Consider the following 15,952-nt stretch of genomic DNA (forward strand, 5'->3'; position numbering starts at 1 on the left):
CCGCTTAAAACAGAGACAAAGATCAAAATTTATTTATTTACGTCTCCAATTTTATCGCATATAATAGAGACAAAATTTCCACTATATTATTGGTAGATAGAGATATAGAGCTTTCTAAAGGGTGGGTCACCCCCCTTGAAATTAAAACAAAAGCAAGATGTCAAACACAGATAACTCAACTATAAGCTGGTCTTTGTTGTAGTTATTTTCTCACCTGCTTTAATTAATTCGTCAAAATCAGATTCATACTCTGTACAGCCTTTCTTATAATAGTCCGAATGCGATAAGATATGTGTTAGCAGGCCAAATGTTGTTTTTTTACATTTTTAAGATAAGAAGTGGATAGCTGAACTTGTTTTTTATACAGCATTTCTTATATTGATCAAATCTTTCAATTGATTATTGCTAAATTCTGTAATCCAACTCTCGCCGCTACTTATAGTTAAGTTTGCTAACTCTTTCTTACTTTGAATCATCTCATCAATACGCTCTTCAAAAGTACCTGTTGAAAGTAGCCTGTACACCATAACATTACGTTCTTGCCCAATACGGTACGCTCTATCTGTTGCTTGTGCTTCCACTGCTGGATTCCACCATAAATCGTAATGTATTACATGGTTTGCTGCTGTTAAATTAAGCCCTGTTCCACCAGCTTTTAAAGATACTATGAGAATATTTGATCGAAATGAGTTTTCAAAATCATTAACCATTTTGTCTCGTGCTTTACGGGATAAACTTCCATGCAAAAATGGCACTTTTGATTCAAACTTTTCTTCAAGTAGCCTAGCTATAATCTCACCCATTTCAGTGTATTGAGTAAATATCAATGATTTTTCTGCAAGCTCACTAATTCCTATCAATATCTCTTCTAGCATCTGCATCTTTCCTGACTGTTCAATACTTGCACGCTTTTTCTTGCCAAAATGCGATGGATGGTTACAAACTTGCTTTAAAGCATTGATAAGCTTAAGAATTAGACCCTTACGCTCAATTCCTTCACTCTTTTCTATCTTTTTCATAGTTGTGTTAACTACTTCTTGATAAAGTGCTGTTTGCTCTGGAGTTAGAGAACAATAACGATTATTTTCAATTTTATCTGGTAGATCCTCTATAATGCTTTTATCACTTTTTACCCTACGTAGCATAAAGGGATGAGTAACTTTCATGAACTTCTCTAGACAAACTTTGTCTCTCGCTTTTTCAATTGGTGTTGCAAAATGAGTTTTAAATTCCTTAGGAGTACCAAGGTAATATTTATTAGTAAAATCAAAAATACTCCAATATTCTAGTAGCCTATTTTCAACAGGTGTACCACTCATTGCTATTCTATTTTTTGCTGCAATAGCTTTTATAGCTTTGCTCTGTTCACTGTGGGGATTCTTTATATTTTGGGCTTCATCAATCACGAGCAAAAACCATCCTACTCTGTTAAGCTCTTTTTTATCACGACGTGCAAGACCATAGGATGTGAGAGCTACATCATAATCATTTGCCAATTCTCGATTTTGTCCATGATAGATAAAAAGCTTTAATTCTGGTGCAAAACGTTCCATCTCTCGTTGCCAATTGCTTAATATGCTTGTTGGTGCTACTATCAAGACTTTATCTTCATCTAAAAATCCTGCATTCTTACAGTATAAAATGGCTGCAATAACTTGTAGTGTTTTACCAAGACCCATGTCATCAGCAATTATACTACCAAATCCCGTCTCTATGTTCTGCACAAGCCAACTAAATCCACGTTTTTGATATGGACGTAACTGTGCTGTTAGGTTACTTGGTACATCAACAGGTACATAAGTGTTAAGCTTTTCAAATAGGCTTTTAATCTGCTGATCAAGTCCTACCTTTGCTCCATCTAGTTCACCTCCTAAAGCAGCTTGCATCAGCTCTGCTTGACTCAAGTGTTCAGGTAACTTATCAAATTTTTTCAGTAGAGCTTCTACCTCCTTATCATCCAAAAGCACATATTGGTCTATAATCTTTATAAGTCCACGAGAATCTTTCAGTAGCTTTTTAAATTCTGTAATGCTTATCTCTTTATCACCTATCGCTATTTTCCAATCAAACTTCAATAATTTTTCAAGCGTTAAGAAACTTTTCCGATCTTCTTCAATTTTGCCTTTAGCAGATAAATTAAGACTCAACTTTGGCTTTAGGATTTTTTCCAGTGATTTTGGTAAGATAACTATAACGCCAATTGCTTTTAACACCGGCAAGATATTTAAAAACAATGGTGCAAAATCATCTAAGCTAAACAGTAATCTACTGCTGTCGTCAATCGATCTTTCTAGCTCAGGTATGTATTCGGACAGCATTCCCATATCAGATAAAATGCTCAGTTTTGTGCTGCAGTTAGACAATGCTTTTTTCAGCTTTATTATCGATTTTCCATCATCTAAAGATACCTGTATATCAAGCTCAAATCTTTCATAATAATCTTTTACCATTAAGTAAAGTTTGTATGGTTTATCTGTTAAATAAAGCCGTGATAACCAGAGATTAATTGCTTGAGGTATTTCTCTGTTGCTAAACTCACTAAACTTGTATGCTGATCCAGTAAAAAATAATGCAAAGATGTGCTTGTCTCTATACTTGTCCATTGATGAAGGAAAGGTATTCTTTTCTCTATACTTATCAAGTGCTGCAGGAAAATTATTTGCCATGTATTCCAAAAGGATTAAAGAAATTGCAATATTAACCTGTTCTTCAGGCTCTATAGAAGTTTTCTGATATTGAATTAGCAGAGGTGGACACATAGATGATATTTTTCTATGAATTTCTTTGACTGATTCATTAAACAACGCAGGGATCCACCTAATTATGAATTCTTCTCTTTTATTTTGTAGTATTTGTGGTACTAGTGCTGATTTTTCCATGAGCATACGTGCAAACTGTGAAATCATATGCATGAAGCGAAGCTCAGGATTAAGCTTATGAAGCAATGAAATAGGAATATCGTTTAAAAATTGTGCTATATTCCTCGAAACACTTTCGCTGAGCATAAATGAATTAGCTATACCATTGCTTACTTGAATAACTTGGTATTGGTCATTGATAAATAATTGAAATGTTTGCCAGTGTTCAATACTTCCCCATTTGCTAGTAAACAATTCTTCTTCCGATAGCTTTTTCTTGGAAGAGTAGAAAGAATTTCCCGTAGGATATTTTTGCCAATGCTTGTAAGCTATTTGCAGAATACTGTGAAAATTTTTTTCAAAAAAGAGTGGATTATTCGTCAAGATATTTTCGATACAGCTAGCAAGGTTAGGAATAGTCGATAGATCAATATCATTTAAGTTTACTTGGTCATATACTTTAACTTTAGAAGACGATTTAAATAGATCATTAATTTTTAGAATACTTTGAATGTTTTCTAATTTTCCATTTCCAAAATCATCAATCAGCGACAACAAGTCACAATTATGAATATTGAAAATTACGAAAGGGTTTTTATCAATTTCTGCAGCAATAAGATAAATTACAGCAGCAATATGTTTACAAGGCATAGCCCAATCAGGACAATTGCAACTTGCGTTCATTTCTTCCCAATTCGAAGGAAATAATTTAATACCTGAGTCGTTAAGCTTATCAAACAAAAGTGTTGGTAATTGTCTATTTATTAATTTAGGCAATATAGAGGGCGAATTTTCAATAATACAACGGATAGCTGATGAATTTAATTCATTGAGTGTTATTTTAACTTTATATGGATGAGGTCTTGAACCACTAACTTTGGCTGTAATTGTATTGCCGTTGATTTGAATACCAAAAGCTCGACCAGTATTAGCATAAGTTCTACCACGTGAAAGGCGGTTATCGTAATCAACTTCACTGAAAGATTGAAGCCATTTCTTACCCCACCATGTTCTCCCGTAAATAGACATTATATATATTTTAGCCTAAATAAACTCAAGTAATCTAACATAAATCACTACAAAATGCCAAGAAAACAACAGAAAAGGCAATATGAAAACCTTTTTTTCTACAGTCTCTTCATTTTTTGTGATTAAAAATTATTTTAACTTTTTTTTAGAAAATCTCGGAAAAAGTAGTAAGAAATCCGGTATATATATAATAAAGGGGCATTGTTTCAATGAGGTTAGTTTACCTCTACGCGCTTCAAACACAAAAGTTTCAAATAAATGTCAATCCTAACACTAGACCTCGGCAAGCAAACTGGCTGGGCAATTCTGACAGATGGAGTAATTGAAAGTGGAAGCAAAAGTTTTCATGGTAGTCGTTTCAGTGGTGGTGGAATGTGTTTCTTGAATTTTCGTAATTGGCTTAACTCTTTGAGAGACATTTCTGCAGTGTATTTTGAAGAAGTGAGAAGACATCTAGGAACTGATGCAGCGCATTGCTATGGCGGTTTTCTCGCAGTTCTGTCTGCTTGGTGTGAAGAACATCATGTGCCATACAAAGGTGTTAATGTTAAAACTATAAAACGCTTTATAACAGGCAAAGGCAATGCAAGTAAGAGTGAAGTTATTGAAGCGATACGTGAAAAAAGTTTTTTACCTAGAGATGATAATGAGGCCGATGCTTTGGCATTAATGTTCTATATTAGTAAAGATATTAATAAGATGAAAAATCCATAAAAAGTGGGTCCTTTCGGCCATAATGGCGGGTTTGGTGGGTCAGACCCCAGGCCTTCTTTAGCGTCAGAGATATTTTGAATATTAACTTTTTAATTAGTACAGTAATTATATGAATTTAGCAATCCACTATTATCCTACTCAAAATCTGGTCGAATATGAGCGTAATCCACGTAAAAATGATGACGTAGTAAATAGAATGTGTGCTTCAATCAGGGAATTCGGCTTTCGTATTCCAATAGTTGCAAAAAGCGATGGAACTGTGGTTGATGGTCATTTAAGACTTAAAGCAGCAAGAAAACTTGGTATGGAAAGTATTCCAGTAGTCCTCAGTGATAATTTAAATGAACCACAAACTAAAGCTTTTCGACTGCTTGCCAATCAATCAGCTAATTGGGCAAAGTGGGACGATGATCTTTTGAAGGTGGAAATTCAAGAGCTAGAAGATTTGCAGTTTGACTTAAAAATGACAGGATTTGAATTGGAAAAAGTTCAACGGTTTCTTGATGATTTAGATGGTGAAGAAGAAGATCTTTCTGACTTAGTTGTTGATGACAAAAAAGTAGAAATAACAAAACCAGCTGATCTATGGATTTTAGGTGATCATCGAATCTATTGTGGTGATAGCTCTTTAGTTGAATCATATAAAGCGGTATTAGATAATAAAATGGCAGATATTACCGTATGTGATCCTCCATATAACGTTGATTACGGTAGCAGTCAGGAAAGAGAAGAGAAAAAAATATTAAACGATAATCAAGGTGAAAAGTACGAACTTTTTCTCTACGACATCTGTTCCCATATTTTAGCATATACGAAAGGTGCAATTTACATCTGTGCATCATCATCAGAGTTTTCAACGTTGCAAAAAGCATTTGAGGAAGCGGGAGGAAAATGGTCAACTTTTATCATTTGGGCGAAGAATCACTTTACGCTAGGAAGATCAGATTATCAAAGACAATACGAAGCAATGCTCTATGGATGGAAAAGCGGCAATAAACGTGAGTGGCATGGAGGTAGAAATCAAAGTGATCTGTGGTTTTATGATAAGCCAACGCACAATACACTACATCCAACGATGAAGCCAGTAGAGCTAATGGAGAGAGCAATAGTAAACAGCAGCAGACCAGGAGACATAGTACTTGATCCATTTAGCGGTTCTGGAAGTACACTGATTGCATGTGAGAGAACAGGAAGAATTTGCAGAACAATAGAGCTAGATTCAAAATTTGTAGATGTAACCATAAAACGTTGGCAAATATATACCGGAAGAGATGCCATTTTAGCCGGTACTGGTAAAACTTTTGCAGAAATTCAAGGAGAAAAACAGTAGGAAAAAAGTGAAAATTACACAAACAGAATGGGCAAGAGAGATAGGAGTATCAAAGCAATATGTCTGTTATTTAGTAAAGAAAGGAATAGTTGAGTTGGAGGATGGTTTGATCAATAGAGAACAAGCAAATGAAGCAGTAGCGGCAATAAGAGATCCAAGTCAGCCACTGAGGAGGAAAAATCCAGAAAACGAAAATACAAGTAACCTTTCCACGATGTTGCTAAAAACTCGAATAAAAAATGAAATGGAACGAGGTAAACTTCTTGAGGCAAAAGCTAGGGCTGAGATAGGAGAACTTGTAGCAGTAGAAGAAGTAAAGCGCGATGCATTTAATGTAGCAAGAGTTGTCCGTAATAATTTACTTAATATTCCAAATAGAGTTTCAGCATTGCTTGCATCACTGAGTGACACTGAAAAGATTCATATGGCGTTAACTGAAGAGATTACAAACTCATTACAAGAATTATCTAACACTAAATTTCAAATATAAGAAAGATTTTGAATATAAAATGGCTAAGTTTAGAGTTAATAAAGTGTCTAACCTGGATTAGATGTAAATGTTAGAGGATTAAACGGAAAAACCCCACTACATTGCGCTATAGAGTTTGATGAATTAAGTATGGTAGATCTGTTACTCACGAAAAAGAACATTAATCCTTTTATAGAAGATAATGATGGTAAAACATCTCTTGATTACGCCAAAGAAGGGAAAAAAGCAGAAATATTACAAGCGCTAATCAACAATAAATATGGATCAGAGCAAGATAGTTTACTTCATTTAGCTGCAATGATAGGTGAAGTTAATGCAGTTAGATATTTGATAAGAAAAGGTGTTGACGTTAATGTACGAAATGCTCTGCATCATACTCCATTACATCTAGCAGCAGGAATAGGACATGCAGAAGTTGTAAAGATTTTGATAAGAGAAGGAAAAGCTGAAATAGATGTCTTTGATGCACGAAATCAGACACCAATGCACTATGCAGTTAATAATAAAAAGTTGGAGATAGTAAAGTTACTGCTGAAGCTAGGAGCAGATGTAAATAGTGCACGCATGGGACAAAACTCAATGAAATTGTCGCCTGTGCATATAGCTGTAAGTAATACTAATTACGATGAAAGAGACTTATGTCTTGATATCCTCAAATGCTTAATAAAGGAGCCTAATGCTCAAGTCAATTTGCAAGACTACGAAAATAAAACACCACTACATTACGCTGAAAGACTTAAAACAATAGAAGTTTTACTAACGCGAGAAGATATAGACCCTCTGGTAAAAGACGATAGCGGCAAGACACCATTTGATTACGCTAAACCTGAGATAAAGAAGGCTTTGGTGAGTAATAAATACGGTTCTGAAAAGAATAGTCTACTCCATTTAGCTGCACAAAGAGGAGAAATTGAGATTGTAGATGCAATTTTAAAAGAAGAAATCAATATTGATATTGTAAATAATAAAGGTCTATCACCAATTTATCTTGCTGCAGAAAAAAGGCATTTACATGTAGTAAAGTTATTGCTGAAAAAAGGAGCAAACTATACACCTGTTTTGCACTTAGCAATCAAGTCAAATAATTTAGAATTGCTAAAAACTTTATTTAAAGAAAAGAGCATCAAATTACCAGACGAGATAGGCAAGTCTGTACCAGTTTATTATAGTGTATAGAACATAGAGATGCAAAAGTAAGAAAATACACCAATGTGATCTGTGTTTTTACCTCAGTAAGTGCAGTAGCAATAGCGGTATGTATAGGGTTAACAGCAACAACAATAAGCAGTGCAATCATTTTTGCAACAATAACAGGGATATTTGCGCTTATTATAGCAATAATGATAAGTGAGATGAGCAAAAGATATATAGAAAACGAATTTCAGAAAAAGATGTTTATGGAATTGGAGGAGTGTGGAGGAATAAACTCTACTGTTAACAATATTGAGATAGAACCAATTATGAGTAGATGCAGACAATGATATACGCTAGAGCTTTTTCTGAAGGTTTAAGACCAGATCCAGAGCTTAAAGTATCAGAGTGGGCGAATGAGTATCGAGTTTTAGCGCCAACTGCAGCATCAGAGCCAGGAAAGTGGAGAACGGAAAGAACTCCTTATTTAAAAGAAATAATGGATTCACTATCTCCTTCTTCACAGGCTGAAAAAGTAGTATTTATGAAGGGAGCGCAGATTGGAGGAACAGAAGCAGGCAACAATTGGATTGGCTATATCATCGATCAAACACCAGGACCAATGCTAGTAGTACAGCCAACAGTTGAAATGGGAAAGCGTTGGTCAAAAGGAAGATTTGCGCCACTGATTGAAAGTACACCATGTTTAAAAAGTAAAGTAAAAGACCCAAGATCAAGAGATTCAGGCAATACTGTACAAAGTAAGGAGTTTCCAGGTGGAATTGTAGTAATAACCGGAGCAAACAGCAGTGTGGGACTTCGCTCTATGCCAGTAAAGTATCTCTTTCTTGATGAAATAGATGCATATCCAGGAGATTCAGGAGGTGAAGGAGATCCAGTACTGCTCAGTATTGCACGAACTAATACATTTGCACGGCGAAAGATTTTTTTAGTATCAACACCAACGATTCATGGAATAAGTAGAATTGAGAAAGAATTTGAAGCAACAGATAAGCAGTACTTTTTTGTACCATGTCCGTATTGTAATTACTATCAAGTTCTAAAATGGTCACAAATTAAATGGGAAAACAACGACTCAAGAACAGCACATTATGTCTGCACTGAATGTAGCGGCAAAATAGAAAATCATCAAAAGACAGAGATGCTAGACCGTGGAGAATGGAGAGCTACAAATCAAGTACACAATAGCAAAGTAATAGGATTTCACCTTTCAAGTCTTTATAGCCCAGTTGGGTGGTATAGTTGGCAACAAGCAGTAGAGGATTTTCTGCATGCAAAGGAAAGTGAACAATTACTGAAAGTTTGGATCAACACAACGCTTGGAGAAACCTGGGTAGATAAGGGAGAAGTACCAGACTGGAAGCAATTATTCAACAGAAGAGAATTTTTTCCCGTAGGCACAGTACCAAAAGGTGAAGTGGTTCTCACAGCAGGAGTAGATGTCCAAAAAGATCGGTTAGAAGTAGAAGTTGTAGCATGGGGAAAAAGCCGTGAAAGTTGGTCAATAGACTACCGAGTATTTGAAGGAGATACAGGAAGTGGAGAAGTATGGAAAAAGCTTTCAGAGCTGTTAAATCATCATTTTATCGGTGAAAATGGGCTTGAATATATGATAAGCATGATGGCGGTTGATGCAGGGTATGCAACGCAGGAAGTATACAACTGGGTAAGAGGTCATCAGGGCTCTGGAAGAGTAATGGCAGTCAAAGGTGTAAATAAAGCTCTAGTGCCACTTAGCAGCCCAAGTAGAGTAGATATAACAGTTGGTGGCCAAAAGCTAAAGAGAGGAATAAAGCTCTGGCCAGTAGGAGTATCGATATTAAAGTCAGAGCTTTTTCAATTACTTAATATTTTAAAAGATGGTGAAGAAACACCGCCAGGATATTGTCATTTTCCGGAGTATGCACCTGAATATTTTAAGCAGCTAACGGCAGAGCAATTAGTCAGCAAAGTGGTAAAAGGATACACCAAACAAGAGTGGCAAAAGGTAAGAGAAAGAAATGAAGTACTGGATTGCCGAATTTATGCGAGAGCAGCATCTATTGCGCTTGGAATTGATCGTTGGCCAGAGAGTAAATGGAATAGTTTGAGTGGAAAAATGGAAAGCAAAAAGCCTAAAAAAGTAAGACAGAGTAAGTGGCTTGGTAATCAAAATGTACAGTGAAAAATATTTAACTCAAGTTGAGAAAGCAATTCAAAAACTGCAAAGCGGAGAAAGAGTTGTCTCAATTGCATATGGTGACCATGTTGTGCGGTACGGGGAAGTTCAAATAAAGGATTTATTGGAGCTCAGGCAACGAATAAAAGCGGGGTTAAAAGTTGCAGGCATGAGGCCAAAGAGGAAAATTGTTTTTTCAACGAGTAAAGGAATTTTATAAATGCTGCTCAAAACCTTCAAGCAATTATTTAACAAACCAAAGATAAAAAGCTCTGCATGGGATGCAGCAGGCTCAGGAAGAAGATTTTTTCACTTTCAACCAGAGTTAGGAAGCATAAATAATTTACTTTCTCAGAGCCTTGGGCACTTACGTAGCCGCTCTCGGGATATGGTAAGAAAAAATCCATATGCAGCAAATATCATTGATACAATAGTAAGTAACTCTATTGGAACAGGAATAAAACCGCAATCAAAAGCAAAGAATGCAGAATTTAGAAAGAAAGTGCAAGAATTATGGCTAAGATGGACAGATGAAGCAGATAGCTGTGGAATAAGTGATTTTTATGGATTACAAGCTCTAGTATGCAGAAGTATGATAGAGGGAGGAGAATGTTTTGTACGTTTAAGAACGAGAAAGCTGGAAGATAGATTTTCTGTGCCATTACAACTGCAAGTACTTGAGTCTGAACATTTAGATAATAAAACAAATCAAACTTTAGGAAATGGTAATGTAATAAGAAACGGGATTGAGTTTAACAAGCTTGGGCAAAGAGAAGCATATTACCTATTTAAAGAACACCCTGGTGAAGGCTCGTTTGGTGAATCAGTGAGAGTGCCAGCAAATGATGTTTTACATATTTATAGACCATTAAGACCTGGGCAAATCAGAGGGGAGCCTTGGCTTTCTAATATACTGCTGAAGCTTTATGAGCTTGATCAATATGATGATGCAGAGCTGGTGAGAAAGAAAACTGCAGCAATGTTTGCTGGATTTATTACGAGACTCGATCCAGAAGCAAATATTTTAGGAGAAGGTGAAAGTAATGAGCAAGGAGTAGCATTATCAGGTTTAGAGCCAGGAACAATGCAGCTTTTAGACCCAGGAGAAGATATAAAATTTTCAGAGCCGTCTGATGTTGGAGGAAGTTATGAAGCATTCATGAGACAGCAACTGAGGGCAATAGCAATAGGTACAGGAATAACATATGAGCAGCTAACAGGAGATTTAACCGGTGTTAATTATTCATCAGTCAGAGCAGGATTAATAGAGTTTCGTCGTAGATGTGCTATGCTGCAACACAACATTATGGTATTTCAATTTTGCAGACCAGTATGGAGTAGATGGCTAGAACTTGCCACTTTATCTGGAGGGCTTTCTACAACAGATAATCAAATATTTAAAGATGTAAAATGGATACCACAGGGATTTGATTGGGTAGATCCACTGAAAGACCAGCAAGCACAGCAAATGGCAGTAAGGAATGGATTTAAGAGTCGAGCAGAAGTAGTATCAGAAATGGGTTACGATGTAGAAGAAATTGACCAAGAAATAGCAGAAGATCAAAAGCGTGCAAATAGTCTCAACTTAATGTTTGACTCTGATTGTAAAGGATTATGATGCTCTTAGGAAAACCATTAATGCTTGAACCAAGGAGTTTTGAGCTGCTATCGTTATACAAAGAAAAACAGCCAATTTTCAAAAATCTCAAGCACTCCATCAAAAGTAACGTAGAAAGAACTGCAATTATACCAATTCATGTAATTTTAACTAAAAAACCGGGTGCGTTTGATGAAATGCTCGGGATGACATCATATGAGCAAATAGAAGTACAAGTAAAGCAAGCATTAGAAGATAGTAGTATAGAGACTATTTTACTGGACATAGATAGTCCCGGAGGAGAAGTAAACGGTATTTTCGACTTAGCTGATTTTATCTACAGTGCAAGAGCAAAAAAGAGAATTGTGGCAATAGCAAACGATGATGCGTACTCTGCTGCATATGCTATAGCTTCTAGCGCTGAAAAGATTTTTCTCACCCGCACTTCAGGAGTTGGGAGTATAGGAGTAATAGCAAGTCATATAGATCAAAGTGGGTTTGATGAAAAATGTGGAATAAAATACACAACTATTTTTACAGGCAAGAGAAAGAATGATTTAAATCCACATGAGCCGATAAGTTCAGAAAGCTTAAAAAGTTTAGAGTAGGAAGTAAATCGCTTATATGAAATTCTGACTGAACTTATAGCACGTAACAGAGGACTTTCTGTACAAGCAATAAAAAATACAGAAGCAGGGCTTTATTTTGGCAAGAATGCAATAGAAGTGGGACTTGCCGATGGAATAACAACATTTTGTGAATTTATTAACAAAGGAGAAAATACTATGAATGAACAAACTACAACTGACCTAAAAACTGATAATTTAACTAAGTATCGTACTGAAGTTCTTGAATTAATACGTTTATGCAATTTGTCAAAGGTGCCAGAGAAAATAGGAGAATTTATAGAGCAGGGCGTAAGTGTTGAGCAAGCCAGGGAAGTTTTAATGGAATTACTTGCAGAGAGAACGAAGAAGACAGAGATTTTGAGTACAATACCACAGAATTCAGGAGAAGATTTAATGATACAGGTAGCAAGAAGTCGTAGGAGTTAAAGTATTTTTATAGCCGCCGTATATAGCATTGATAAAAGCGGCGGTAAGCAGTTAAGGAGAGAAATTTATGAGTTGTATAAGCGAACAAAATAATCTGGGTGACTTATTAAAGTATGAGACATCAAGTCTATATTCAAGAGATCAGATAACAGTAGCAAAAGGGCAGAACCTAAAGCTTGGTACAGTAGTGGCTCTCGATAAAGATAGCATGGTTAAGATAATAAATCCAACTGCCACAGATGGTACACAAACAGCGATAGGTGCAGTAGTAAGTGATGTAAATGCGACAGAAAATGCTAAAGCAGTAATTATTACTCGTGGTGCAATACTAGCAGATCATGCAATTGTGTGGCCAGCAAATATCACTGAAGAGCAGAAAGCTGCAGCAATAAAGCAACTTGAAGCACGAGGGATCATTGTCCGCAAGGGAATTTAACTAAAATTAATAGGAAAAAAAGGAGAGAAAAAATGCAAAATCCATTTACAAATACAGCATTTAGCATGACGGCACTAACAAATGCGATGAATATATTGCCGATAAATCATGGACGAGTTGAAAATCTAAATTTGTTTCCAAGTAGGTCAGTAAGATTTAGACATATTACCATAGAAGAACACAACGGAGTATTAAGTTTATTACCAACGCAAGTACCAGGGGCGCCAGCAACAGTAGGAAAAAGAGGAAAAAGAAAGGTAAGAACATTTACGATTCCACATATTCCGCATGATGATGTAGTGTTACCAGAGGAAGTACAGGGAATAAGGGCATTTGGATCAGAAAGTGAACTGAAAGCGCTGGCAGATGTAATAACTGACCATTTACAGCTAATGAGAAACAAACACGCAATAACATTAGAGCATTTACGAATGGGAGCGCTGAAAGGAATAATTTTAGATGCTGACGGGTCAGAATTATTAAATCTGTACAACGAATTTGAAATTACACCAAAAGTAGTAAATTTTGCCCTTGGAACAGCAACAACAGATGTAAAACGTAAGTGTCTGGAAGTATTGCGGCATATAGAAGATAACCTAAGTGGTGAATATATGACTGGAATTCATGCCTTGGTAAGCCCTGAGTTTTTTGATGCACTAACTTCTCATGCAAAAGTAAAAGAAGCATATGAAAGATGGCAAGAAGGAGCAGCACTTCGAAATGATATGAGGTCAGGGTTTACATTTTGTGGCATAACGTTTGAGGAATATAGAGGGCAAGCAACTGACCCTGAAGGAACGGTTAGAAGATTTATTGAGAAAGATACAGGGCACTGTTTTCCACTAGGAACAGCGAGCACATTTACAACATATTTTGCACCAGCAGACTTTAATGAGACAGTAAATACTCTTGGACAGCCACTCTATGCAAAACAAGAACCAAGGAGGTTTGATAGAGGAACTGATTTACATACGCAGTCAAATCCTCTGCCAATGTGCCATAGACCTGGCGTATTAGTAAAAGTCGCTATAGCATAACATACTGGTAGAGTAATTACAAGTTGGTGAGGCACAGAACGACTCTACCGGTATGCGCTTTCTTAGCATGTAAAGGTTAGTATATCAAAAAGAAATATGCAAGAGAATATTAAGCGATTATTGGAGGATTGTTTTAAGCATCTAGGAGTGGAAGCCATATATTGTAATCGAAATAAGGAGGGTATTCGTAGAATAAAAGTGCTAATAAAACGTCCTGAGACTACGTACTCTCTAGGTGCAGATGGAGCATTAACTCAGCAAATTGCTTCTGTAGAAATACGTGATCAGGACGTTACTTCCTTTAGCATAGGCGATTATATCAAGATTGAAAAAAGGTTCTACAAGATTTTTGAACCACCGTTAAAAGATTCTTCGAGTGAAATATGGAAAATTGAAGCAATAGAAAGTGTTTGATATTAAAATTAGTAACAATATTAATGAAATAATCTCCAATATTGAAAGAAAAGAGCAGAAAATAAAACTGGCAGCTATAAAAGCGTTAAACAAAACGGCACTATGGTTAAAAGCGCAAGCAGCTAAGGAAATCAGTGATGAAAAGAGAATAAAATTAAGTTTGATAAGAAAGAGATTAAGAATTTTTAAGGCAAAAACTAGCAGATTAGAAGTGTTAATTAGAGCAAATCTCTATGACATTAGAGCATCGACAATTGGTAAAATACAAAAAACAAGAAGAGGATCGAAAGTAGGAAAGCATGAGTTTATAGGAGGATTTGCAGCAGTTATGCCAAAAGGAAATAGCGGTATGTTTAAACGTGAAGGAAGAGCAGCATTGCCAATAAAGGAAGTTAAATTGTCACTCGAACCTGAGGCTTCAAGGATAATAGGGAATCTTGTTAATTATGAGGTTGAGGAAGTGTTTGAAAAGTTCTTTGAACGTGATATTACAAGAAATATATGAATTTTAAAGATTTGCATAACGCAATCTGCACTACGCTGAAGAAAGAAATACCAGCAATTCAAACTTGTGAAATTTATCCATCGATAAGGAAAGAATTATTAGCGCCAGCGTTATTTGTAGAGCTTGTGAGTTTAGAATCGGGAAAAGATCCAGGAACAGAAGAATTAGCACTGAAAGCAAGATTTGAAGCACGAATTGTGATTGATAGCACAATAGAAAATGCAGCTATTATTGTCAGAACATTAGCAGCAGAAGTAGCAAGAGTAGTGAATAAAAATACTTGGAATGTGGAAAATGTTTCACCAGGAGAATTTATATCAGGAGGAGGAGATGATTTTAGGCCAGAACTTGATGCATATTTAGTGTGGTTGATTGAATGGGTCCACTATCTGCATGTGGGAGAATCAGTCTGGTTAGAGGGAAAAATTAAGCCACATACAATAAACGTAGGAAATATAAATGTTGGATCATAGTTTTGCGATTTCAGAGCTGAATAGGAAGCTAGCAAACGTTATTCGTATAGGAGTTGTAAAAGAAATAGATTATGAAAAAGCAAAAGTAAGAGTTAAAATAGGAGAATTTTTAACAGATTGGTTGCCATGGATAACGAGCAAAGCAGGAAAAGATAGAAATTGGTCTCCGCCAGATATTGATGAGCAAGTAGTTATACTTTCCCCGCTGGGAGAATTATCTTTAGGAGTAGTACTTCCTGGAATATATCAACACAAGTACTCTGCACCAGAAAATAAAAAAGAGGTGAGTAGCTTAACATTTCAAGATGGAACAAAGTTGTCATACGATAAAGATAAACATCATTTAGAGATTGAAGTAGTAGACAAAATAACACTGAAAGTTGGGGGATCAAGTATAGAAATGACAAAAAGTGGAATAAAACTGAAAGCAGAAAGGATCGACTTAAATTGAACAAAGGAATAGTGAGGTTAGGAGACTACTGTGGAGAAGCTATACCACATTTCTGCATTAGCGGAAGTAATAATGTTTTTGTAAACGGTAAGTCAATATGTAGACAAGGAGACAGTTTTAGTGAAGGAAAAGTAATGATTCAAGGATCAAAAACAGTGTTTGCAAATGGTCTTAGTGTAGGAAGAGTAGGAGATATAGTTTCATGTGGGTTTAAAGTAATAAAAGGCAGTGAAAGCGTCTTTGCAAAATAGAA

14 protein-coding genes and 2 pseudogenes are annotated in these 15,952 nt (G+C 35.9%); 15 read left to right on the forward strand and 1 reads right to left on the reverse strand.

What is annotated here, in order from left to right:
• Window positions 1-359: 359 nt before the first annotated feature.
• Window positions 360-3,887 carry a DEAD/DEAH box helicase gene (locus tag AABM58_RS05910; RefSeq protein WP_338406641.1) on the reverse strand — a complete coding sequence of 1,176 codons (3,528 nt, stop codon included), beginning with the start codon at window positions 3,885-3,887 and terminating at the stop codon, window positions 360-362.
• A 258-nt stretch (window positions 3,888-4,145) separates the two neighbouring features.
• Here AABM58_RS05910 and AABM58_RS05915 point away from each other — a divergent pair, with 258 nt between their 5' ends.
• From AABM58_RS05915 to AABM58_RS05985, 15 genes and pseudogenes are all read left to right on the forward strand, one after another.
• Window positions 4,146-4,601 carry a crossover junction endodeoxyribonuclease RuvC gene (locus tag AABM58_RS05915; protein ID WP_149168970.1) on the forward strand — a complete coding sequence of 152 codons (456 nt, stop codon included), beginning with the start codon at window positions 4,146-4,148 and terminating at the stop codon, window positions 4,599-4,601.
• Between the two features lie 109 nt (window positions 4,602-4,710).
• Window positions 4,711-5,931, forward strand: a complete 1,221-nt coding sequence (locus AABM58_RS05920) for a DNA modification methylase (protein WP_338406642.1) — start codon at window positions 4,711-4,713, stop codon at window positions 5,929-5,931.
• Window positions 5,932-5,938: 7 nt separating this feature from the next.
• Entirely contained in the window at window positions 5,939-6,421 is a 483-nt protein-coding gene (locus AABM58_RS05925; protein WP_264337554.1) for a hypothetical protein, read from the forward strand.
• Window positions 6,422-6,435: 14 nt separating this feature from the next.
• Window positions 6,436-7,902, forward strand: a pseudogene (locus AABM58_RS05930) (ankyrin repeat domain-containing protein).
• Complete coding sequence (locus AABM58_RS05935; RefSeq protein WP_338406643.1) at window positions 7,899-9,737, forward strand: phage terminase large subunit family protein; 1,839 nt, start codon at window positions 7,899-7,901, stop codon at window positions 9,735-9,737. The pseudogene AABM58_RS05930 and the gene AABM58_RS05935 overlap by 4 nt, the downstream one beginning before the upstream one ends.
• Window positions 9,727-9,951, forward strand: coding sequence for a gpW family head-tail joining protein (locus tag AABM58_RS05940; protein WP_174516715.1), 225 nt, complete (start codon window positions 9,727-9,729; stop codon window positions 9,949-9,951). The genes AABM58_RS05935 and AABM58_RS05940 overlap by 11 nt, the downstream gene beginning before the upstream one ends.
• A complete protein-coding gene (locus AABM58_RS05945; RefSeq protein WP_338406644.1) occupies window positions 9,952-11,349 on the forward strand; it encodes a phage portal protein in 1,398 nt (465 codons plus the stop codon). It begins immediately after the preceding gene.
• Window positions 11,349-12,383: pseudogene (locus AABM58_RS05950) on the forward strand (S49 family peptidase). Before AABM58_RS05945 ends, AABM58_RS05950 begins: the two are co-directional and overlap by 1 nt.
• A gap of 67 nt (window positions 12,384-12,450) precedes the next feature.
• A complete protein-coding gene (locus AABM58_RS05955; protein ID WP_265016608.1) occupies window positions 12,451-12,819 on the forward strand; it encodes a head decoration protein in 369 nt (122 codons plus the stop codon).
• Between the two features lie 32 nt (window positions 12,820-12,851).
• Window positions 12,852-13,856 carry a major capsid protein gene (locus AABM58_RS05960; protein WP_338406645.1) on the forward strand — a complete coding sequence of 335 codons (1,005 nt, stop codon included), beginning with the start codon at window positions 12,852-12,854 and terminating at the stop codon, window positions 13,854-13,856.
• A 96-nt stretch (window positions 13,857-13,952) separates the two neighbouring features.
• Window positions 13,953-14,270, forward strand: coding sequence for a head-tail joining protein (locus AABM58_RS05965; RefSeq protein ID WP_114517895.1), 318 nt, complete (start codon window positions 13,953-13,955; stop codon window positions 14,268-14,270).
• Entirely contained in the window at window positions 14,263-14,775 is a 513-nt protein-coding gene (locus tag AABM58_RS05970) for a phage tail protein (RefSeq protein ID WP_410529779.1), read from the forward strand. Before AABM58_RS05965 ends, AABM58_RS05970 begins: the two co-directional genes overlap by 8 nt.
• Complete coding sequence (locus tag AABM58_RS05975) at window positions 14,772-15,248, forward strand: hypothetical protein (protein WP_338406646.1); 477 nt, start codon at window positions 14,772-14,774, stop codon at window positions 15,246-15,248. The genes AABM58_RS05970 and AABM58_RS05975 overlap by 4 nt, the downstream gene beginning before the upstream one ends.
• Window positions 15,235-15,699, forward strand: a complete 465-nt coding sequence (locus tag AABM58_RS05980; RefSeq protein WP_338406647.1) for a phage baseplate assembly protein V — start codon at window positions 15,235-15,237, stop codon at window positions 15,697-15,699. The genes AABM58_RS05975 and AABM58_RS05980 overlap by 14 nt, the downstream gene beginning before the upstream one ends.
• Window positions 15,696-15,950: a PAAR domain-containing protein gene (locus AABM58_RS05985; RefSeq protein WP_038250997.1), complete on the forward strand. Its 255-nt coding sequence runs from the start codon at window positions 15,696-15,698 to the stop codon at window positions 15,948-15,950. Before AABM58_RS05980 ends, AABM58_RS05985 begins: the two co-directional genes overlap by 4 nt.
• Window positions 15,951-15,952: the final 2 nt, after the last annotated feature.

The sequence above is a fragment of the Wolbachia endosymbiont (group A) of Longitarsus flavicornis genome (assembly GCF_963931955.1).
Taxonomy (GTDB): domain Bacteria; phylum Pseudomonadota; class Alphaproteobacteria; order Rickettsiales; family Anaplasmataceae; genus Wolbachia.

Coding starts and splice junctions, on each gene's coding strand:
- AABM58_RS05975 (WP_338406646.1), top strand. CDS start 14,772: ATGAATTTTAAAGATTTGCATAACGCAATCTGCACTACGCTGAAGAAA.
- AABM58_RS05935 (WP_338406643.1), top strand. CDS start 7,899: ATGATATACGCTAGAGCTTTTTCTGAAGGTTTAAGACCAGATCCAGAG.
- AABM58_RS05910 (WP_338406641.1), bottom strand. CDS start 3,887: ATGTCTATTTACGGGAGAACATGGTGGGGTAAGAAATGGCTTCAATCT.
- AABM58_RS05920 (WP_338406642.1), top strand. CDS start 4,711: ATGAATTTAGCAATCCACTATTATCCTACTCAAAATCTGGTCGAATAT.
- AABM58_RS05915 (WP_149168970.1), top strand. CDS start 4,146: ATGTCAATCCTAACACTAGACCTCGGCAAGCAAACTGGCTGGGCAATT.
- AABM58_RS05980 (WP_338406647.1), top strand. CDS start 15,235: ATGTTGGATCATAGTTTTGCGATTTCAGAGCTGAATAGGAAGCTAGCA.
- AABM58_RS05960 (WP_338406645.1), top strand. CDS start 12,852: ATGCAAAATCCATTTACAAATACAGCATTTAGCATGACGGCACTAACA.
- AABM58_RS05965 (WP_114517895.1), top strand. CDS start 13,953: ATGCAAGAGAATATTAAGCGATTATTGGAGGATTGTTTTAAGCATCTA.
- AABM58_RS05940 (WP_174516715.1), top strand. CDS start 9,727: ATGTACAGTGAAAAATATTTAACTCAAGTTGAGAAAGCAATTCAAAAA.
- AABM58_RS05955 (WP_265016608.1), top strand. CDS start 12,451: ATGAGTTGTATAAGCGAACAAAATAATCTGGGTGACTTATTAAAGTAT.
- AABM58_RS05945 (WP_338406644.1), top strand. CDS start 9,952: ATGCTGCTCAAAACCTTCAAGCAATTATTTAACAAACCAAAGATAAAA.